This is a genomic window from Bacteroidota bacterium (genome assembly GCA_005882315.1).
In the GTDB taxonomy this organism is placed as follows: Bacteria; Bacteroidota; Bacteroidia; order Chitinophagales; family Chitinophagaceae; genus VBAR01.
In genome coordinates, this window is sequence record VBAR01000002.1 from 328,945 (window position 1) to 349,333 (window position 20,389).

General features: G+C 38.1%; 20 protein-coding genes and 1 tRNA gene. 12 read left to right on the forward strand and 9 right to left on the reverse strand.

Features of this window, described 5'->3' with window-relative positions:
• Window positions 1-73: 73 nt before the first annotated feature.
• Window positions 74-1,744, forward strand: a complete 1,671-nt coding sequence (locus E6H07_12665) for a hypothetical protein (protein ID TMI63620.1) — start codon at window positions 74-76, stop codon at window positions 1,742-1,744.
• A 25-nt stretch (window positions 1,745-1,769) separates the two neighbouring features.
• Here E6H07_12665 and E6H07_12670 read toward each other — a convergent pair whose 3' ends face one another.
• Window positions 1,770-1,958: a hypothetical protein gene (locus tag E6H07_12670; protein TMI63621.1), complete on the reverse strand. Its 189-nt coding sequence runs from the start codon at window positions 1,956-1,958 to the stop codon at window positions 1,770-1,772.
• Window positions 1,959-2,399: 441 nt separating this feature from the next.
• Between E6H07_12670 and E6H07_12675 the strand changes: the two genes are divergently transcribed.
• The 3 genes from E6H07_12675 to rnhA all read left to right on the forward strand — a co-directional run bounded on the left by E6H07_12675 (window position 2,400) and on the right by rnhA (window position 5,485).
• Complete coding sequence (locus E6H07_12675) at window positions 2,400-4,046, forward strand: acyl-CoA carboxylase subunit beta (GenBank protein ID TMI63622.1); 1,647 nt, start codon at window positions 2,400-2,402, stop codon at window positions 4,044-4,046.
• Window positions 4,047-4,258: 212 nt separating this feature from the next.
• Window positions 4,259-4,954: a hypothetical protein gene (locus E6H07_12680; protein TMI63623.1), complete on the forward strand. Its 696-nt coding sequence runs from the start codon at window positions 4,259-4,261 to the stop codon at window positions 4,952-4,954.
• A gap of 60 nt (window positions 4,955-5,014) precedes the next feature.
• Complete coding sequence (gene rnhA, locus E6H07_12685) at window positions 5,015-5,485, forward strand: ribonuclease HI (protein ID TMI63624.1); 471 nt, start codon at window positions 5,015-5,017, stop codon at window positions 5,483-5,485.
• Between the two features lie 52 nt (window positions 5,486-5,537).
• Here the strand turns inward: rnhA and E6H07_12690 are convergent, their stop codons facing one another.
• Window positions 5,538-6,110, reverse strand: a complete 573-nt coding sequence (locus tag E6H07_12690; protein TMI63625.1) for a hypothetical protein — start codon at window positions 6,108-6,110, stop codon at window positions 5,538-5,540.
• A gap of 153 nt (window positions 6,111-6,263) precedes the next feature.
• Between E6H07_12690 and E6H07_12695 the strand changes: the two genes are divergently transcribed.
• The gene (locus E6H07_12695) at window positions 6,264-6,620 is read left to right on the forward strand and encodes a YraN family protein (protein TMI63626.1); all 357 of its coding nucleotides are present in this window, start codon (window positions 6,264-6,266) and stop codon (window positions 6,618-6,620) included.
• Window positions 6,621-6,690: 70 nt separating this feature from the next.
• Here the strand turns inward: E6H07_12695 and E6H07_12700 are convergent, their stop codons facing one another.
• Entirely contained in the window at window positions 6,691-7,209 is a 519-nt protein-coding gene (locus E6H07_12700; protein TMI63627.1) for a YkgJ family cysteine cluster protein, read from the reverse strand.
• Between the two features lie 129 nt (window positions 7,210-7,338).
• Here E6H07_12700 and E6H07_12705 point away from each other — a divergent pair, with 129 nt between their 5' ends.
• Both E6H07_12705 and xerD read left to right on the forward strand, forming a co-directional pair.
• A complete protein-coding gene (locus E6H07_12705) occupies window positions 7,339-8,007 on the forward strand; it encodes a hypothetical protein (GenBank protein ID TMI63628.1) in 669 nt (222 codons plus the stop codon).
• A gap of 57 nt (window positions 8,008-8,064) precedes the next feature.
• Window positions 8,065-8,967, forward strand: a complete 903-nt coding sequence (xerD, locus tag E6H07_12710; protein ID TMI63629.1) for a site-specific tyrosine recombinase XerD — start codon at window positions 8,065-8,067, stop codon at window positions 8,965-8,967.
• Between the two features lie 36 nt (window positions 8,968-9,003).
• Here xerD and E6H07_12715 read toward each other — a convergent pair whose 3' ends face one another.
• Together E6H07_12715 and E6H07_12720 are read right to left on the reverse strand one after the other, a co-directional pair.
• Window positions 9,004-10,068: a T9SS type A sorting domain-containing protein gene (locus E6H07_12715; GenBank protein ID TMI63630.1), complete on the reverse strand. Its 1,065-nt coding sequence runs from the start codon at window positions 10,066-10,068 to the stop codon at window positions 9,004-9,006.
• A 10-nt stretch (window positions 10,069-10,078) separates the two neighbouring features.
• Window positions 10,079-11,041 carry a T9SS type A sorting domain-containing protein gene (locus tag E6H07_12720; GenBank protein ID TMI63631.1) on the reverse strand — a complete coding sequence of 321 codons (963 nt, stop codon included), beginning with the start codon at window positions 11,039-11,041 and terminating at the stop codon, window positions 10,079-10,081.
• 199 nt (window positions 11,042-11,240) lie between these two features.
• Here E6H07_12720 and E6H07_12725 point away from each other — a divergent pair, with 199 nt between their 5' ends.
• The 5 genes from E6H07_12725 to E6H07_12745 all read left to right on the forward strand — a co-directional run bounded on the left by E6H07_12725 (window position 11,241) and on the right by E6H07_12745 (window position 15,862).
• On the forward strand, window positions 11,241-11,837 hold the full coding sequence (locus E6H07_12725) for a sigma-70 family RNA polymerase sigma factor (protein ID TMI63632.1): 597 nt from the start codon (window positions 11,241-11,243) through the stop codon (window positions 11,835-11,837).
• A gap of 58 nt (window positions 11,838-11,895) precedes the next feature.
• A complete protein-coding gene (locus E6H07_12730; GenBank protein TMI63633.1) occupies window positions 11,896-13,380 on the forward strand; it encodes a hypothetical protein in 1,485 nt (494 codons plus the stop codon).
• 187 nt (window positions 13,381-13,567) lie between these two features.
• Complete coding sequence (locus E6H07_12735; GenBank protein TMI63634.1) at window positions 13,568-14,404, forward strand: DUF2911 domain-containing protein; 837 nt, start codon at window positions 13,568-13,570, stop codon at window positions 14,402-14,404.
• 154 nt (window positions 14,405-14,558) lie between these two features.
• Window positions 14,559-14,642, forward strand: a tRNA-Leu gene (locus E6H07_12740).
• Window positions 14,643-14,803: 161 nt separating this feature from the next.
• Window positions 14,804-15,862: a site-specific integrase gene (locus tag E6H07_12745; GenBank protein ID TMI63635.1), complete on the forward strand. Its 1,059-nt coding sequence runs from the start codon at window positions 14,804-14,806 to the stop codon at window positions 15,860-15,862.
• A gap of 64 nt (window positions 15,863-15,926) precedes the next feature.
• Here E6H07_12745 and E6H07_12750 read toward each other — a convergent pair whose 3' ends face one another.
• The 4 genes from E6H07_12750 to E6H07_12765 form a co-directional block, all read right to left on the reverse strand.
• Entirely contained in the window at window positions 15,927-17,909 is a 1,983-nt protein-coding gene (locus E6H07_12750; GenBank protein TMI63636.1) for a conjugal transfer protein TraG, read from the reverse strand.
• Between the two features lie 15 nt (window positions 17,910-17,924).
• Window positions 17,925-19,175 carry a relaxase gene (locus tag E6H07_12755; protein TMI63637.1) on the reverse strand — a complete coding sequence of 417 codons (1,251 nt, stop codon included), beginning with the start codon at window positions 19,173-19,175 and terminating at the stop codon, window positions 17,925-17,927.
• Window positions 19,160-19,552 carry a plasmid mobilization relaxosome protein MobC gene (locus tag E6H07_12760; GenBank protein ID TMI63638.1) on the reverse strand — a complete coding sequence of 131 codons (393 nt, stop codon included), beginning with the start codon at window positions 19,550-19,552 and terminating at the stop codon, window positions 19,160-19,162. The genes E6H07_12755 and E6H07_12760 overlap by 16 nt, the downstream gene beginning before the upstream one ends.
• Window positions 19,553-19,865: 313 nt before the next feature.
• Complete coding sequence (locus tag E6H07_12765; protein ID TMI63639.1) at window positions 19,866-20,336, reverse strand: DNA repair protein; 471 nt, start codon at window positions 20,334-20,336, stop codon at window positions 19,866-19,868.
• Window positions 20,337-20,389: the final 53 nt, after the last annotated feature.

Genomic DNA, 20,389 nt, shown 5'->3' on the forward strand with positions numbered 1-20,389 from the left:
TTTTTAAAGATTCATTTAAAATCGGGTGATAAATAGAAAGGTTTTGCAATCGCCTCAAGCAATAAAAACAAATTTGAAGAAAGTAACAGCTACACACAAGGGAAGAACAATAGCCTTTGGCGTTCTTATTTTCTTTATTGTCATCATCGCTGGCGGCATATTCTACTGGAATGTGAGTAAGGCAACGATCATAAAAAATAAAATAGAAAAGACCGTAAGGGAAAAGACCAATGGCCTTTACAAAATAAAATATGATAGCCTCCGGCTAAACGAACTTTCCGGTTATTTATCCATTTCCAATATGGAGCTGATGTATGACAGCACACGGTATATTGCTCTTGACAAACTGGGTGAAGGGCCTGCTGTACTATTGAACATTCATATCCCGCAGATCATTGCATCCGGGGTAAAGACATCCCGTGTATTACTTAACAACGAGATCGTGGGCCGGAAATTAGAAATAATAAGACCGGTTATTGATATCACCTATACCAATTCCACAAAAAATAAACCGGCTACGGTTCCTCCTAAAGAAATATTTGAGCAAATACTTGGTGACCTTAAATTGTTACAAGCCGATACAGTTGTAATAACTGATGCACAGATCAACACCAGCACCCTCAAAACAAAAAAAGTAAACATTCATATGCAGGATGTTTCTATGACGCTGGTGAAACTGAGAGTGGACAGCATCAGCAATGCTGATACTTCACGCATCCTGTTTGCCGAAGAAGTGAATATTAGCTGCCGGAAAATAACATGGCTCGCCGGAAATAAATTTTATAACTACACGGCCGATGATATTTCGATCAGTTCTGTAAATAACCAGCTCCGGGCAAAAAATTTCCGGGTCGTTCCTGTAATGGATGAAGATGCTTTTGTAAATGCCAAACCCGTACAGGATTACTGTTTCGATCTTTCGTTCAGCGATATACAACTGCAGCATATAGACATGGAGCAGTTATTTGATGCAGCTATTATAGCGGATACAATGCTGATCGGCCCGGCCAGCTTAAAAATATACTGTGACGTTGCAATACCCAGCGATATAAGAAACCGTAAAGAACAATACCCGCTTCATATCATTGAACTCATTCCCGTTCCTGTCAATATCAAAAAGATGATCCTGTACAATGCTTTCGTTGAGTATAAAGAAAGAAGCAGTATTACCCGGCAGTCTGGCAAAGTTCAATTTTATAATATCAATGCCAATATCAGTAATATAACCAATAATAAAAATGTAATTGCAGCCAATAATATAATGACTGCTGATATCAACGCAAAGTTCCTGAACAGCACTCCCTTAAAAACAAGCTGGAAGATCTATCTCCTGCATCCGCAGGGACGGTTTGATGTGAGTGGATCGCTTGCTGCTATGGATGCCCGGTTGTTCAACCCCCTTACTATACCCATGGGGCCTTCACGTATAAATAAAGGAACGATAAAAAGTCTTGAATTTAATTTCAGTGGTAATGATGCCGCCATGGATGGCAATATGAAACTACTCTACGATGATTTTAATATAACCATGCTTGAAAGAGATAAAGGCGCAACAAAAATGGACCGGAAATCTTTGCAGAGTGCCATGGCAAATCTCCTTATAATAAATTCAAATCCCAAGAAGCATGGAGATATACGGGAAGTGCAAACGCATATCGATCGTAACACGAATCAATCCATGTTTTATTTAGCGTGGAAATCCCTTTTCAATGGAATAGAAAAAACGGTAGGGATCAGGAAATGATCAAAGTATTTACAGATTGACGGCATTATATCTCTATCCGCTCTAAAATCATCAATACTTCCATCATTTTATTCCAGGCTACCTGCCATTCTTCTTTTGCCGTGTGCAATTTTTTATGATCATCTTCTTTTAACCCTTCTTTACTTTTCATGTATTCTTCCAGTTTGCGGACAGATTCACTATTCAGCTCTTCTAATTGTTTTTTATGTTCCATATTATTGCTATAAAAATTGTTGATGATAATAAACTCACTATAAAGTTAAGAATGTAATATGAGGTTTGGGGAATTTGTATATTTAGGGCAGGCAGTTTTTCTTTTTCGCTTTAAATAAGGAGTCAACTATATCGACGCAAACGAAATTGTATTCCCGTGTTCCATCGGAACACATCGTGGGTAGAAAATAAATTCGAGATTGTATCAGCGTTCCATAGGAACGCATGGTGCTTGCAACAACATTTCACCAAACGTTTCGATGGAACGTTATCAAGCATTATCATTATTCGGCTACCCAACAAATGTCCCTACGGGACATGTTGAATAGTTTGATATGTGCTGAATAGAATTCCCAAACGTACAAGAGTGCGACGCAACAGACGATGATAGTAGCAACCCAGCCGGCTACATAATCATACTCCCCCTTATCTTTGCTTCATCATGAGCAAAGACTTTAACCGCAATGAAGATGTTTTAAAGATGCAGTGGACAGATATGCGCCGCAAGCTGGAAAAAATTTATGAAGGCGGTGGTAAGAAAGCTGCCGATAAGCAAAAAGAAAAAAATAAACTCACTCCCCGTCAGCGTATTGAATATTTAGCTGATAAGAATAAACCCTTTATTGAGATCGGCGCATTTGCCGGTTATGAAATGTATGAAGCCGAAGGCGGTTGCCCTGCAGGCGGTACTGTTGCAGGTGTAGGTTATGTAAGTGGCAGGCAATGTGTGATCGTTGCAAACGATCAGACAGTAAAAGCCGGTGCATGGTTTCCTATTACGGGTAAAAAAAATCTGCGCATGCAGGAGATAGCAATGGAAAATCATTTACCCATTATCTATCTCGTTGACAGTGCCGGTGTATTTCTTCCTATGCAGGATGAAATTTTTCCTGATAAAGAACATTTCGGCCGCATCTTCCGCAATAATGCCCGCATGAGTGCCATGGGCATTACACAAATTGCTGCAGTGATGGGCCCCTGCGTTGCAGGCGGCGCATACTTACCTATTATGAGTGATGAAACGCTAATGGTAGAAGGCAACGGTTCTATATTCCTGGCGGGGCCTTATCTCGTTAAAGCTGCTATTGGTGAAGATGTAGATATAGAGACTCTCGGTGGTGCAGCAACACATACAGAGATAAGCGGCATTGCCGATTATAAATTCAAAACCGAACAGGAATGCATGGATCATATTAAAAAAATGTTTTCCATGCTGGGTGAAAAAGCAACAGCAGGTTTTGACAGGATGAAATCTACTGAACCCAAAAAGAATGCTGATGATCTGTTCGGCATTTTTGCAGCAGAAGGCAAGCCTTATGATATGGTGGAGATAATTGAACGCCTTGTTGATGGTCCTCCTGATAAATCAGGAGGTAATTCATTCGAACAGTTCAAAGAAGATTATGGCAAAACAATTATCTGTGGTTATGGTCGTATTGATGGCTGGGCCGTAGGTATTGTTGCTAATCAAAGAAAAATTGTAAAGAGTAAGAAAGGAGAGATGCAACTCGGCGGTGTTATTTATAATGACAGTGCTGATAAAGCTGCACGTTTTATTCTCAACTGCAATCAAAAGAAAATTCCTTTGTTGTTCCTGCAGGATGTTACTGGTTTTATGGTTGGCAGCCGCAGCGAACATGCAGGTATCATTAAAGACGGAGCTAAGATGGTGAATGCAGTTGCTAATTCTGTTGTTCCGAAAATAACGATCATCATCGGCAATAGTTATGGCGCCGGCAACTATGCTATGTGTGGCAAAGCTTATGATCCGCGATTTATTTATGCATGGCCTTCGGCAAAAATTGCTGTGATGGGAGGGGAGCAGGCTGCTAAAACTTTATTGCAGATACAAGTGTCATCTATGAAAGCAAAAGGCAAAGAAGTAAGTGCAGTAGAAGAAAAAGAATTGCTGGATAAGATCATCAGCCGATATGAAAAACAAACTTTACCTGAATATGCTGCTGCCCGGATGTGGGTAGATGCGATCATCGATCCTGCCGAAACAAGAATGCATATTGCTGAAGCAATTGCTGCAGCTAATCATAACCCCGAAATGGGTGAATTGAAGACGGGGGTTTTCCAGGTCTAAAGACATGGTATAATTCCTGGCCACAGAGAATCCACGGAGTATGAAAAGAGTTACACAGAGCAAAGCTGATATCTCTGCGGCTCTCTGTTTTTCTGTGGTTCTCAGTGGCCAATCTTTTCTTATCCTAAAGCCTTGAGTTTGTTGGCAAAATCAGTTTTTTAGATTTATCAAATTTCCCTACATTCACTCCCTGAAACCAAAGCACTAACAGCATGAGAAAAACAATTTTACCCATTGCTCTCTTTTTATCTGTATCCGTATTTTTAGCATCATGTAAAAATGATGAATACCTGCTTACGCCACCGCCTATTTCCGATCAGTCTTTTAGTGAAGAGTTTGAAACTACTTCAGGCGCAACCGGGAATGGCTGGACATTTATCAATAAAAGTTCGCCGATCGGTGCTGGTGGCTGGATAGGTGGCACATTTGCACCAACACTTCCTTTATTCTCGGGTTCGGGTTATGCATACAGCTTTAATACAGTTGCACAGGGCGACGCCGGTTATACGATCGAAAGCACTATCAGTAACTGGATAGTTTCAAAACCCATTATGCTGCAGAATGGTGATAAAATAGTTTTTTATACGAATAGCCTTACGTTGGACCTGACAGCGACAGGACTGGAACTAAGAATGAATAAGCATAACAATGGTACCAACGTTGGCGATGGCGATGATCCGGGTGATTTTGATGAAACACTCACTACTGTAAATACTTTCCAAACAGTTAATGCAGCTGATTCATATCCGACCACATGGACACGGTTTGAAGGTACTGTGAGGGGTTTGAATAAGCCGGTTGAGGGTCGTATAGCCTTACGTTATTTTGTTCCTCACAATTACCAGTACAATGCAGCTACTACCATCGTTGCAGTTGATCGTTTTACCTATACAAGTGTGAAAAAATAATTTGAGCTCCATAAAAACGAAATGGGCATCTTTACCGGTGCCCATTTTTTTTAGATAAACATGCAACAGATCGTTATTTATACAGATGGTTCATCCCGTGGTAATCCTGGTCCCGGCGGTTATGGGGTGGTATTATTGAGTGGCAACCTGCGCAAGGAATTATCGCAGGGGTATAAACTTACTACCAATAACCGGATGGAACTGATGGCTGTAATCGCCGGCCTGGAAGCATTGAAGAAAGAAAATCTTAATGTTACTATTTATTCCGATAGCCAGTATGTGGTGAATGCAGTTGAGAAAGGATGGTTGAAAAACTGGATAGCTACCAATTTTAAAGGCGGCAAAAAAAACCGGGATCTCTGGATGGCTTATCATGAGCTTTCACAAAAACAAAAAATAAAATTTGTTTGGGTAAAGGGCCATGCAGATAATCCCTGGAATAATCGCTGTGATGAGCTTGCTACGGAAGCAGCGGATTCACATCATCATACTTTACTTATTGATGAAGGATATGAAGCCGACAAAAAATGATTCAATAAAAAACCCCGGGCAGAGCCGGGGTTTTTTATTCAGAATAAATTCTTTATGCTAAAGTCAGTGAAGTTTTATGTTTTGTAAGATAGTTATACGCTAAAAGTATAAGAGGTAAAAAGATAAATGTAGCTGCTATTGAATTTCTGTAAAAAGGAAGAGCAGCTTCATAGCAGGTAAGCAACCCATTAAAAGTTCTTGGATATATTGCTTCAGCTGCCGGATTCATCCAAACACTAAAGTTTGAAATTAAAAAGTATACAGTCGGAGCTGCTGCAGCACCCAATGCAAGACTTGAATAGCTTCTTCCTTTCAGCAACCAGCCAATAGCCGTTGCACTCAACAGGATCAGGTAGTTTTTCCATTGGTTATTGTAGAAACCGGGATACTTAAACTCGTTTAAGCTATACAATATTTGTATTACTGCATCACTTAAAAACAATGCAATCAGCGGCAGCAGGAAAGATGCATCTTTTTGTTTAATAATAAAACCTGAGAACAGGGCGATAGCAATTATGGGTGAAAAACCTGACCATTCCAGTTCGGGTCCGAAGAAAAGTTTGCAGACTGTAGTGATTACAACCAGTATGGCAGTGAATAAAATAAGTTTACTGTTGACCTTCATGATATTAAGTTATTTATTTTTTAGACGTACAAATGTAAGCCACAAAAATAGCAGAATTGAAGCAAACAACCTTTCAAGTTATTCACCTTTGTGATCAGTATCTTCATACTGAACTTTTTAAACGATTATATTAAATTGCTATAAATCAAAACCATGGCTTCTCATAACGAAATGGGGCAGGCAGGGGAGGAACTGGCCATTCAGTGGCTGCGGAAAAATGATTTTGAGATATTACACCATAACTGGCGGTTTTCTTATCATGAAATTGACATCATTGCAAAGAAAAATGAACTGCTTCATTTTATAGAAGTAAAAACAAGGGTTAATGAGAAAGGCGGTTACCCGGAACAAAGTGTGACCAAAACAAAATTTCGGCACCTGCAAAGAGCGGCTGAGCAATACCTGCATCAGCATCCGCAATACAAAAGAATTCAGTTTGATATTTTATCCATCATCATTCCCCGCTTAGGCGAACCGGAGTATTTCTTTATTGAGGATGTTTTTTTATAGTCCACAGTCATCAGACGACAGACCACAGAAAGATTTTGATTGGTAATAGTGAATGACTTTTTTAACGACTCTATCTGTTGACTGTGGACTGTAGACCGTTGACTGACTCCATCATCTTCTCCACCATCTTAAACGTTGCCGGGCAGCTATCGAGGTTTGCTTTATGCACATGAATGTAATCAACTACTTTTCTTTTGGTAAGATGTGGAAAGCCTTTGCAGTCATCCGGCCTTATAGAATAGATGTTACATTTATTTGTTTCATTATCGAGAAACTGGCAGGGGGTATGCTTATTCATCCAGTCGCCAACCTTATCTTTCTTCAACCATTTCTTTTTAAATGCATCCACCGTCATGCCGAAATGTTTTGAGATCCGCTTCATGTCCTTCGGAGTATAGGTCGGTGTCATCGTCTTGCAGCAATTGGCGCAGCTCAGGCAATCTGTTTCTTTCCATACCTCTTTATCAATTGTCACCATCGTAGCAAAAAGCTTTTTTGGAGGGTTCGCTTCAATTTTTGAAAGAAAGCGTTTCAGCTTTGATTTGTGGTGTCTTACTTTGAGGCGAAAAGATCGAAGGTTTACTTGCATGGTTTAAAGATGGGCAGCGAAGATAGTCATTCATTGCTGCAGGTGAAAGTGAATGAGGATTACTCTAAAAGATTTTTTGAGGCTTATAAAGGGGCATTGGCTATTTTTGTTGAAACCAAAAAATAGGATATGCGTTATCTTTTATCTTTTATTGTTATTATCTGTCTTGTTTACACAAATAGTTCATGTTCTTCAAAATCATCAGGGCCTGCTACTTATTGTGATACTGCATGTCTGAAAGACACGTTGAAGTTCGAACAAAAAATACCGGATAACCTGCGGGTGTATATTACAGTAAGAAACTGTAAAGCGGATTCCATACAGTGGACGAATGCCTATCTCAATAACTGGCTAAAACTGGATTTTGCAGAGGTCGTTTCTCCTGATGTAAGAGTTAATAGAGACAATATCACTATTCATTTTGTAGACACTGCTTATGCCTGGCTTGAAATGAGGGATTGCATAAGCGGAAGAGGTTATTTGTCAAAACTTACTTTTGATCCAAAAGCAAAACGCAGCCGCTATACCAGCGGGTTAACCCGTTTTGATAAAAAAAATGTTGTTGAAGACGGGCTGATCGCTTATTTCGATCGTGTGTTTGTGTATGTACAAAACATTAAAACTGGTGAAGTGCAGCAAATGAAAATTGCCGGGCAAACGGGTCTTGAATTCGATTATGATCATTTCAGGGATTTGCTCGACTCTGTAAATATTACCAGCAAACGTATTTATGCACGGGTAAAGAAAACACCTGAATCAAATTGGGAGGATATTGAAAAGAATATTTCTTTTAAATAAATGGTGCAGGTAGTCAGGTCAATCTATAACCCAATATCTTAATATCTCAATTACTCTATGTGGGAACCTTATAAAAAAGGATTCAAAGCCTACCTGCAACTGGAAAAATCCTTATCGGATAATTCAGTGGAAGCCTATCTGCGGGATATAGAAAAGCTCACGCAGTATTTACAGGAAAAGAAAAATTTAAAATCGCCGGAAGATGTTGACTTAAAAGAACTGCAACGATTTGTAAAATGGGTATCAGAATTAGGAATGACAGCTACTTCACAGGCACGGATCATTTCAGGTATCCGTTCATTTTATAAGTATTGCATACTTGAAAATATAAGCAAACTCGATCCTACTATTTTATTGGAAACTCCCAAACTCAAACGGACTTTACCCGATACATTGAGTTTTGAAGAGATCGAAAAAATGATCGATGCAATTGACTTAAGCAAACCCGAAGGGGGACGCAACAAAGCAATACTGGAAACAATGTATAGTTGTGGGCTTCGTGTAAGTGAAGTGGTGAACCTTCGCATTTCTAATTTGTATACGGATATAGGATTTGTAAAAGTTGTAGGCAAGGGAAATAAAGAAAGACTCGTACCGATCGGCAGAAGCGCAGTCAAATACATTAATATTTACCGCAAGAATATCCGTGTGCATGTACAAGTCCAACGAGGAAATGAGGATATTTTATTTTTGAATAAACGGGGTACGCTATTGAGCCGCGTAATGATCTTTTATATTATCAAAGATGCAGCGAAGCTGGCGGGTATAACTAAAAATATTTCTCCGCATACATTCCGTCATTCATTTGCCACCCATCTCGTGGAAGGTGGCGCCGACCTGCGTGCAGTACAGGAAATGCTCGGGCATGAAAGTATTACGACTACGGAAATATATACCCATCTTGATCGTAAGTTTTTAAGAAAGACATTGGAAGATTTTCATCCGGCATTTAAAAGTTAACTTAAAAAAATCAGTTATTTGTGCTAACTAAAACAACTACTGAATAATGATCTTCTCAGTTAGTTTCTTACCTGATTTACGATTAATGATCACTAAAAAATAACTTCCGGGTGAAACGGAAGGAATTGGATATTGGATTGAATTTAATTTCTCAGTAAAATTTTCCGTCTTGTGATTTACTACTTGTCCTTGCTGATTTATTAATTGGATTTCAAATTTTCCAGCTTCTGGCTTATTCCATTCAAGTGTGATGATAGTGTTTTGTGCGGCAGGGTTGGGATAGAACTTAAAATTTTTGAAAGCAGTGTCAGAAATTTGAGGAATTAAGGGTATTGGTTTTTGTTTCAGAACAGGCTTGGTTATAATTATACCCATAAAAATTTCATCAATTGGTACCATAGTTATTAATAAATTGTTGGCATCATTAACAGGGGTCAGCTCTTTTGTTTCGTATCCGATATAAGAAACTACGAGCTTATTCCCCTCTTTCATTGTGATTTTGAATTTTCCACTTGTATCTGTTTGCGTCCTGATTTGTGTTCCTTTAACCATGATGGTTACAAACACTAATGACTCTCCTTTTTCATCTGTTACTTTTCCGGTAATAGTCTTGTTCTCTTCTATTATTGTATACACAGTATCGCCAACAATCGTATCGTTTATCAGAGGTAAGACTTCTCCATTAATACGTTTTCCCACAGGGATACATTTTGTTGTCGCTATTGAATCAATCCCTTTTCTGTCCGAAACAATTTTAACTGTAGTCTGTCCTTTTACGGCTTTAGTTACTTCACCCTGCGCCTTAGCTTTTGTTACTGCAAAAAATGTAGGTACTACAATGGTGAAAAAATATTTTAACCAGGGAATTCTTTTTTGTGGCACTTGCAGGTCCTGGTTAAGCTGGTCATTATTAAACCGGCCGCAAACAGAACCGGTAGAAGGTTTTTTAAAAAATGCAGCAAGCTGCTGATTATTCATCGATGTAAAATCAACTACTTGTTTCTGGCAGGAACTGCAGAACCTGCCCTTTTCATCCGGTGTCATTTTATTCCAGTCTTCATGACAAGGTTTGGGAATCGTGAGTTGAAATGCTTTACTCATAACGCTGGTTTTATTGGATGATAATTTTTTGTTGCCCTGCTGGTTTACCGTTTTCACTAACCAGTTGTACAATATACTCAGATGCAGAAAGCCGCGAATTCAATAAAAGATTAATTGTATTTGTTTTTACGCTGGAAAATTTTTGTTGAAAAACAGTGGCGCCTGATAAAGAAAAGATCCGGACAATAAAATTGACTGAAAGATTGGCCGGCAGTTCAAGATTTATGGATGCACCACTATTAACGGGGTTTGGATATATTTTGAATGATGGCTTTTGTTTTACAGTGTCTATAATAGAGTAGTAACAGCGAATTACACTGCAACGGCATCCACATTTTATACATCGGCCTCCATCAGTTGAAACGACAATAAGCTCCTCCAGCTTGTTGATATTTTTTTCGAGAAAGATTGTTTGCATATTATACGATGATGGATTTTTGAAATAAGATTGATAAGCTTTATAACCAATAGAACTTACTTCTATATCATAATCAATTCCCGGTTTTAATTTGTTAGTTAAAACATACCCGCTGTCATTTGCTGCAATCACCAGCGAATCATTTCTATCTTTTTGTGATTTGAATTTTACAGTAGCACCAGGCACTATTTTTCCTCCCAGAAAATCTTTGATGATGAATTTTCTGAGTTTAGATGATTTAGTGGTGATAATGATTACTCCATTTGATGCACGGTATCCATAAATGGCCGAGGCGGCGGCATCTTTTAAAATTTCAATTGATTCAATATCATCAGGGTTTATTTTTTTGAAACTGCCATATTCATAAGGAATGCCATCAATAACCAGTAATGGGTCTGTCCCAATGTTTGTTTTACCGCATCTTAAGGTAATTTTTTGCTGATGTATTGTTGCTGAGTCAACCCGTTTGCAATTGGATATCACAGCAACTTTTTGCTTTTGAGAGTAACCTATCGATACATATATAAATCCAAGTGTTGTAAAAATCTTTCTCATGCAGTTTTGATTTAAGTTTTTAAAAAAGGACCCCGTAGACACGGGACCCGTAATCGCTAACCAGCTGTAAAGCTGAAATTTTGATATTGTTACTTAACTGATGCAGTCTTTTTTAACATTACATATGGCAGCACTAAAATTTTTCCTTCGACTTACTATTTAATAGGATTGCCTGCCTTTTCTTTTTAATTTTAGGGCATTGTCTTTTTTAAAGAACATATCACACACAGGGCTAACTGACAAAGAGTTGGTTGAGCAATACAAAACCTCTGGCGACCTGAAGGTGCTGGGCGATCTGTACCAGCGATATATGGAGCTGGTTTATGGTGTGTGCATGAAGTATTTACAAGATTCAGAAAAGGCAAAAGACAGTGTTATGCAGATATTCGAGGAGTTGGTGTTAAAATTGAAAAAGCATGAAGTGGAAAATTTCAAAAGCTGGTTGTATCAATTAGCGAAAAACTATTGCCTGATGCAGCTCCGTACGCCAAGAAATCTTAAAACAGTGGAAATACCTGAGAGTCTTATGCAATCAGAGGAAAATGTGCATCTGAATGGTGTATTCGAGAAAGAGGAGAACTTTAAGAAACTGGAATATTGTTTGGGTACTTTAACGGAGGAACAGCGAAATGCAGTGAAGCTATTTTACCTGGAAGGCAAATGTTATAACGAGATAGTGGAATTGACAGGTATGGAATGGAACCAGGTAAGAAGCCTGATACAGAATGGAAGGAGGAATTTGAAAATTTGTATGGAAAAATCAGTTGGCAGTCGGCAGCCAGAAGTCGGCAGTTAGTAGCAAAGTAGGGTTCTTGTTTTTTATTTAAAGAAGTTTTTAAATTTGAATAGTATAAATGGATGATAGTAATAATATAAAAAATTTTTCGGCAGCAGACATTGAACGCTATCATAAAGGTTCAATGCCGGCAGCGGAAATGCATGCATTGGAAAAAGCGGCAATGGATGATCCATTTCTTGCCGATGCATTGGATGGATATAAGATTGCCGGAAACCCTTCTGATGATCTAGAAGATATAAGAAACAGGCTTGCTGAAAGAAAAGGTGAAGCAAAGCTTGTTGTAATGAATAAGCGAAGAGGATCTTATGGGCTGCGTGTTGCGGCAATGATTGTGATAGTTGCGGGTGCCGGCATACTTGCTTACACTTTATTAAATAAAAAAGAAACAGATAACCTGGCAATTAAACAAGATAAAGCAGCTACTACGGGTACTGATTCTGTTACTCCTGCTGAAAAATCTGAACTCAAATTATTGAACACGGATAGTTTAAGGGATAGTAATAACGGTACTGCAAATATTAAGGATACCAATTTGAATTACTATAAGAATAAAGCAGATAATGCTACTACAACTACTTTAGATACTGCAAAAAAAGATGATAAAAATATTTCACCAGCTTATGTAACCTTCGAACAGGATAGTATTCCGGCAAGGGCATTTGCCAATACAACAAAAGATCTGAGTAAAGAAAATGCAAATGTCCCAGCCCCGGTTAGTTCTGCTCCTGCTCAAGCTGAAAAATTAGAGGATAATGCAAAGAGAAAACAGGAAGCTGATGATCTGGTGGTACTTGACAAGCGACAGGCTGATAAAAAAGCAGTTGAATTTAAAAAGTCCACTGATAAACCTTCATCCGGTTATGTCGATATTAATGCACAAAGAAACCAGGGTGAAATTGCAAACAGCAGGCTCTTAAAATCGAAGCTTGACACTACCAATTACAGGAACCTGAATATTTTCCGCGGTCGTGTTACCGATGCACAGAATAATGCTATTTCATTTGCTAATGTAAATGTTCCTGAAGTGAACGTAGGTACTTACGCCGATTCGAAAGGCTATTTTACATTGGTGGCACCCGATTCGGTATTGAATGTAAATCTTCGTGCTGTTGGCTTTAATAATTCACAATTTAGATTAAGAAATGATCTTTTATCTAATCAACTTGTATTGCAGGAAGACAAGAGCATTGAAGCAATTGTAATGAGTAATGCTAAGCCCAATACTAACCGAAGCCGCACTGCCGATATGGTGCTTACAGAACCGGAACCGGATGATGGTTGGGAAAAATATGATTCTTACCTCGCAAATAATATTAATGTACCTGAAATAAAAGAAGTGCCATTAAGGGAAAAAGAAAATGGTCGTGGGATAGTGGAACTGAGTTTTGATGTAAATAGCAATGGCGAACCAATAAATATAAAAGTCACAAAATCACTTTGTGATAAATGCGACCAGGAAGCGATCCGCCTTGTAAAAGAAGGTCCTAAATGGAAAAAGAAGAACCGGAAAGGCAAAGCTACAGTTACGATACCTTTTTGAAATAGTCAGGAGTCAGGAGTTGGGAGTTAGTAGTCCGTAGCTTAAAGCCATTCGGATTTAAGTTCTGGATTTAATCTATTATTTAGCCGATTTTTCGTTTTCTGCGAATGAATCCCAACTCCTAACTAATAACTCCGAACTCTAATCTCTTCTCCCTACCTTTGACTTCCTTAAAACTAAAGCTATTATGAAAAAATTATTAATTGCCACAGCAGCTTTTGGAGCTGTATATTTTTCCAATGCACAAACAGTAACAACTCCACAGGCGAGCCCCACAACTACATTAAAGCAAAATTTTGCTTTATCGAATGTTGAATTATCTTATTCACGTCCTGGAGTTAAAGGCCGTAAAGTATTCGGTGACCTGGTACCTTATGGCAAGGTATGGCGTACCGGTGCAAACTTAGCAACCACTCTTACTTTTGGTGAAGATGTAATGATCGGTGGTACAAAAGTGCCTGCCGGCAAATATGGTTTATTGACTATTCCTGAAGCGAAGGAGTGGACTGTTATAATCTCTAAACAAACTGATGTAACAAGTCCAGATGCTTACAAGCAAGACCAGGATGTAGTAAGAGTAAAAGCAGCCGTTATGGATCTGCCATTCTCTATCGAAACATTTACAATGAGTTTTGATGATCTGAAAAGTAATAGCCTTAACCTGGGCATGATGTGGGATAAAGTATATGTTTCAATTCCGGTTACTGTGGATGTAGATAGTAAAGTAATGAAGCAGATCGATGATGCGATGAATAAGGATAATCATCCTTATTATGCCGCTGCTCAATATTATTATGACAATGGTAAAGATCTGAACAAAGCACTGGCATGGGTGAATAAAGCCATTGAGCCAATACCTAATGCACAGCCCTGGGTACATACATTGAAGACAAGAATACTTGCAAAAATGGGTAAGAAAGAAGAAGCAAAAATCGCCGCCAATAACGCTATCAGGGTTGCGAATGAAGCCAAGTTTCCAGAGTTTGCTAAACAAAATGAAGACATTCTTAAAGAGTTGAAATAATCAGTTTTAATAAAATAGTAAACCGGCTTAAAGAGCCGGTTTTTTTATTTATACCATGGCGATTGATCTCACTTAATTGCTTAAAATTAGGGTCGCATTTTAGGGCATTTAAATTTTATACTTAACGTTTTCCCATTTACATTTGCAGCCCCATGCCCGGGTGGCGGAATTGGTAGACGCAGCAGACTCAAAATCTGCCGTTCGCAAGGATGTGCTGGTTCGATTCCAGTCTCGGGCACTGAATAACTCTGCAAAGCTTTAGTAAAAAGCAAATTGCAGAGTTTTTTCGTTTAGAGTTGTTCACAAACCTACACTTCCATTCGCTTTTTACCGGCGATTACGGCATACAAATGGCGGACATTACGGCGGACAAAATTTTTCACTAAAAAATTTAAGATTATGTCAATCGTAATTACAAAGAATGTTTCTCGTAACAGAAAAAAGACATGGTATACATTGGAATGGGGTAAGGCCGCAGGTCAAAGGATTGCTACCGGCATTTTTACGTATAACAATCCAAAGGACTTGATAGAAAAAAACCACAATAAGGAATCACTTGCAATACTCAAGACCAAACAAGCTCATATGATTCTTGAAAATCAGGCCATCGGTAGTGGGTATATTCCAAAACATAAACTGAAGACCAATTTCCTGGAGTACTATGAGGAATATGTAAAGACAAATTCAAGAACCGGAAGCAGGCATTTGCTTTGTAGTCTTGCTTATTTCAAAGAATTCATGAACAAAGATTATGTTGCTCCTATTGAAATTACCGAAACTGTTTGTGAAAGATTCAGGAGTTACTTGCTGCAAAAACTTAACGGTGAAACGCCTGCTGACTATTTTTATAAATTCAAAAAAGTTTTGAAAGCAGCAAAGGCAGACGGATATTTTATTAATAGCCCTGCTGAAATGATAAAGGCTAAAGTGAAGCCAAATAAAAAAAAGAAAGAATTGTTAGAACCAGATGAATATATTCAGCTGATTAAAACGCCTTGTACTAACTATGAAGTTAAAAAGGCTTTTGTTTGTTCTCTTTACCAGGGACTCAGATGGTGCGATGTGAAACCTTTGGAATGGGAATCGATTCGAATAGAATCAATTATGGTTACGCAGGAAAAAACCAAAGTACTTGTAGAAATTCCATTACATAATATTACAAAGTTGATCATTGGAAAACCAAAGACGGGACTTGTATTCCATCTTCCCAGTAGTAACGCGGCAAATAAAATATTAAAAAAATGGTGTGAAGATGCAGGATTGGAAAAACATATTACCTGGCATTGCGCGCGACTGAGCTTTTCTGTTTTGTTGCAAGATGAAGGCGTAAATTCTGCAACAGTTGCGGGAATGTTAGGTCATACATCAACAAAGTATGTTGAGACTGTTTATCAGCGATACAGGGTACATATAGGCAGGAAAGCAATTCAAAAATTGCCAAGTACGGAACTCAATTAAATATTTTTAAGTGCTCTCACTGAAGATCTGGTGCGTCGTGATTTGGAAAGCAAAAGAGTTGCTGTTATTTTTTTATAATAACGCTTTCCAATCCTGGTGTATTAAATATTCTTTCGAATTCGGTATCAATTATTTGTTGAACTTCTACTTTAACCCTGTTATAATTATTACTAACCAAGCGGGGATCTATTTTCCGGATTATAGGAAGCGCATCACTAGTGGAACTTGAATATTGCAGATATGGATGTTTATTCAGGATCTCACAATGAAAAGTTTTCAATTCAATTTTCTGATCGGGATTGTCTGCAACCATTCCTACAAACTCGCCGGATGAAAGACTGGCAATAGCCGAAGGGGGCACTGCCGCTTCTAATTGTTTTGATTTGCTCACAGATGTGTCATTCATATTAATCGACAAACTTGTTCTGTCCTGCATAATTTTTCCAAATCGTTCGGACAATTGTTTAGCTGTATCACCCATCACCTGGCCGCTGATAACATTACCGGCAATATTCATAATTACTTCTGCCTGCTCCCTGCCATAATCTTTTTTCAATTGACTATAATCCTGAACTGCAAGAGTAGTTGCTACTTTATTGGAACGGGCGGTGGCAATCAATCCATCCATTCCCTGAAAATAGATAGTTGGGAATTCATCAAAGATCAAACTCGATGGAATACCTCCTTTCTTGTTGACGACCTTTATCAAGCGGGTGATATACAAGGAAAGCACTGCTCCATACACTTGCTGTTTCTGGGGGTTATTACCCATACAAACAATCTTTGGCTCATTCACATTGTTAATATCCAGCGTAAAATCATTTCCAGAGAGGACATAGTATAATTGTGGTGAGGCTAATCTTGCCATCGCAATTTTTGCAGCAGCGATCTGTCCTTCTAATTGCTCCATCACATCATTCATATAAGCGGTAACAAAGGGATTGATCAATGCTTCTATTTCCGGTTCCGTTCTTAGTACTGTAAATAGTTTATCGTATTCTACTTGCATGAGTTCGATAACATGTGGTAATGTACAGAAAGCTCCATCCTGGTATTTACGCAGGAACCAAATAATTGCTGTCAGAAAATTGATAGGCGACTCTACAAAAAAATCACCCTGTCGTTTGATCCATTCTCGGTTGAGCCCCATCATAATTGTCCGCGATGATTCCGCGGCATCCGTAATATCAAACATCGTTGAAGGGTCTAATGGATTGCATCGGTTGCTTTTTGACAGGTCATCGAAGTTAATGACGTAGAACTCCGGTCTCACTTTATATAAATGTTTGTATTGTTGTAAAGCATTGTATGTAATCTTTGTTAAGTCATCATATTTAAAATCATACACAAACATGGAAAAACCTTTCTTTATGTGCTGCCGGATAACATGATTGATAACGAAAAAAGATTTACCGGATCCCGGAGAGCCGATAACCAGCAAGGCCCTGAATGGATTAATGATATTGATCCAGCTTTTCCTGATCTTTCCTTTCAGATTATATCGTGCGGGCAGATTAATCGAATATTCATTGTTTAAAAATCTTTCTTCCTGAGGAAAAGTCTCATTCTCCTTATTGAATACTTCGGTACTTAATCTTTGCTTTATAATCCTGCTTAATAAAGTGCCGCCAGATAAAAAGAATAGAAATCCTGTAGCTGTGATTGCTATATAACCAATTGTTTTTGTGCCGGGATCAAAACTGCTCTCAAGAAACAAATAGCTTAGAAAGTAAATGAATATACCGACAGCCATATATATAATGGAGGTACTAAATTTCAGATTTTCTTTCTTCCTGCCTTTTACGCCAAGTAGTGATATAATTAGTAAACCCAAGGCAATCAATTTTGCTTTTTGAAAACTTTCAAATAAACCAGTTTTTGCAATATTTTTTAAAAGAGTATCAGAAATTGTCGCTGACAAGTTCCATTCATCAAAGGCACGATAACAATAATAATAAGTATGAATTAAGAGTATGGCGATACTCATCATCCTTGTCAGGTCCATTATCTTTCGCAATCCTTTTTCATCTTCACCTGTGTTTGCCATATTATTTTCTTTCTGTTATGATCGCCTCTGTTTTTTCTTCTTTCTTTTTAAAGCATATGGTACAAAAGCATACTGACCTGAAGCAGTCATCACCATATCTGTTATTTTATCAACAAAGCTGATATCCTCCCGGTTAAATGGAATTTCTTCACGGTCTTTTGCAGTTGCGATATTTTTCTCAGGCAATTGCATTTTATTTTTGGAGTTATTGACTTCCTTCTCCCTGCATTTTTCTAGTAACCCCTTTGCACTGTATTGTTTTCCTAAATCACTTCCATTGAATACGCATTTGGTTAGATGGTCTATATATGTAACGCCATAGATTATTCCTTGTTCGTTTTGTCTTATACAGACATGTATTCTTTCTTTTGAAAGAGATTCAATTAATGAGGCTAATGGCTGAGTTGGTTTTTTAAGAAAGGACCAGTCAATTGTATTTTTTAATCGCTTCTTATGTTCTTGTCTCAATATTTCATTTGTAATGAATTTTTTCTCCAGGTATTTAAGTGTAGGCTTACTGTAAATAAGACTTGCCTTTACCGGCACACCAATCTTATTTCCTTTCTCATCCAGTATGCGATATAGCAACCCTTTGTTTTCATAAACTCTTGAGCCTGATTTGCCTCTATCTGCTGTAACACTATAAAGCCTCAACACAGCATTTAATTCGGGCAGCGAAGTATATTTGTACTGATCAATGACTGTATCCAGTACATTCGTAATAGCCCTCATTGTTTCGGATTTGCCATAGTGAATTCTTTGATTGTTCACTTCTTTCTTTTCAATGATTTGCTTTCTGCCTTCAGCTTTTATCAGGCTAAACTGCTTTTCAATTTCCTTTCTTGCTTTTTCCGATTGATTTCGGCCGATGTTATGTAGCTCAATTCTTTTTCCATCTGCCTGAATATTTGTTGTTATAATATGTATGTGTGGATGCCCAGCGTCATTATGCTCATAGACCAAATAGGGCTGTTTCCCAAACCCAATCTTTTCAATGTAGGTGGTGGCAATCTGTTCGAGCTTATCTCTGTCTAATTTTTCAGATGGATGAAAGTTTAGTGATATATGCAAGCTGTTGCGTTTCGTATTCTCATTTAAAGAAGTAAGTTTTTTAAACCGGTTGAGTTTAGCATAGAAATTAAGATCGTTTAGATCCTTTGGATAGTTGACTGCCATAATACATTCGGCTTTCTTTTGTTTGACCTTTTGTTCGTTATAATTAAGCGCCATGTTCAAGCTGTTACTTGTGTTTATTCTTGCAACCATTTGTCAGATATTGAATTGATTTTTTCTTTTATTTGACTTACTTTCTGCAAAAGACTTTGCTGTTGCTTTTCGTTCATAATTATCCATGATTTGAATTCGTGTAAATGGTCAAGAGTATGCATTTTTCTAACTACCTGGTTGTAGTTGTTGCCGAGAGCATTCAGTTCATTTCTTAACAGAATCATTTCTGCCATAAAGTCGTCAAGTGATTGGTTCCGGTTGTAGACAGTAACTGGTTTTTGGAGCAGAAGTTTACGACCATACTCGCTTATCTTTTGACAGGTTGATACTGAAAACGCGTCGTTGATCTTTTTGTATTCAGCAGATGTCAACCTGATATGAAACCATTTTGTACGGTTCACTTTTTTTTCACTCATCTCTTTTCATTTTCACATTAAGTATTTCAAAAACTTTTATCATCCTCTTCAATTTCCGCCCAACGACTCCGGAGTGACCGGGCGGCCAGATCCCGGTTGTGATACAACCGTACATCTGGCCGATTGCTGAAAAGAGGCAATCTAAGCCGGTTTGAAAAATTTCATCCAGCAGCTTAACGAAATGTAAGCACAGGTTAGATTTGCTTCTCCTGCAAAATTAATCGAGGCTCACGGGGCAATGCTGTTTTGATTTGAAGCAGGGGAAGTTTTAAACGATGGTAGCAATCAAATATTTAATGAATAAAAAAAGGGCTTAGAGCAGCCCTTGATCTGCAAAAGAATAATGCTCTTCTGCAGTTATGATAATATGGTCTAAAACCGTTATGTCAAAATACTGAGCAGCTAATTTTATTTTAGTCGTAAGTTGTTGATCCGCCTGGCTTGGAATAAGACTTCCCGAAGGATGGTTGTGACATAGTATGATACTAACCGCATTTGCTTTAACGGATGCAGCTAAAATAATTCTTGGATCAGCCACAGTCCCTGTAATCCCACCAGATGAAACATCAAATACTCCAAGAATCTTGTTTGCCCTGTTAAGTAGTAATACTTTAAACTGCTCTATCAATTCGATTTTGTCAGCATCCCATATTTGCCGTACTATCTTAAATGAATCTTCGGCACATGAAATTTTTGGGCGTTGAGAGGGCTTCACTTTTGTCTTATAGATCAATTCCACTTCTGCAACCTGATACCAGTCTGGTTTGTTCATTTCCTTTTCCATAATAATTACATTTTAAGTTGAAAAATTTATTATGAAACATCCCCCGGTTTTGG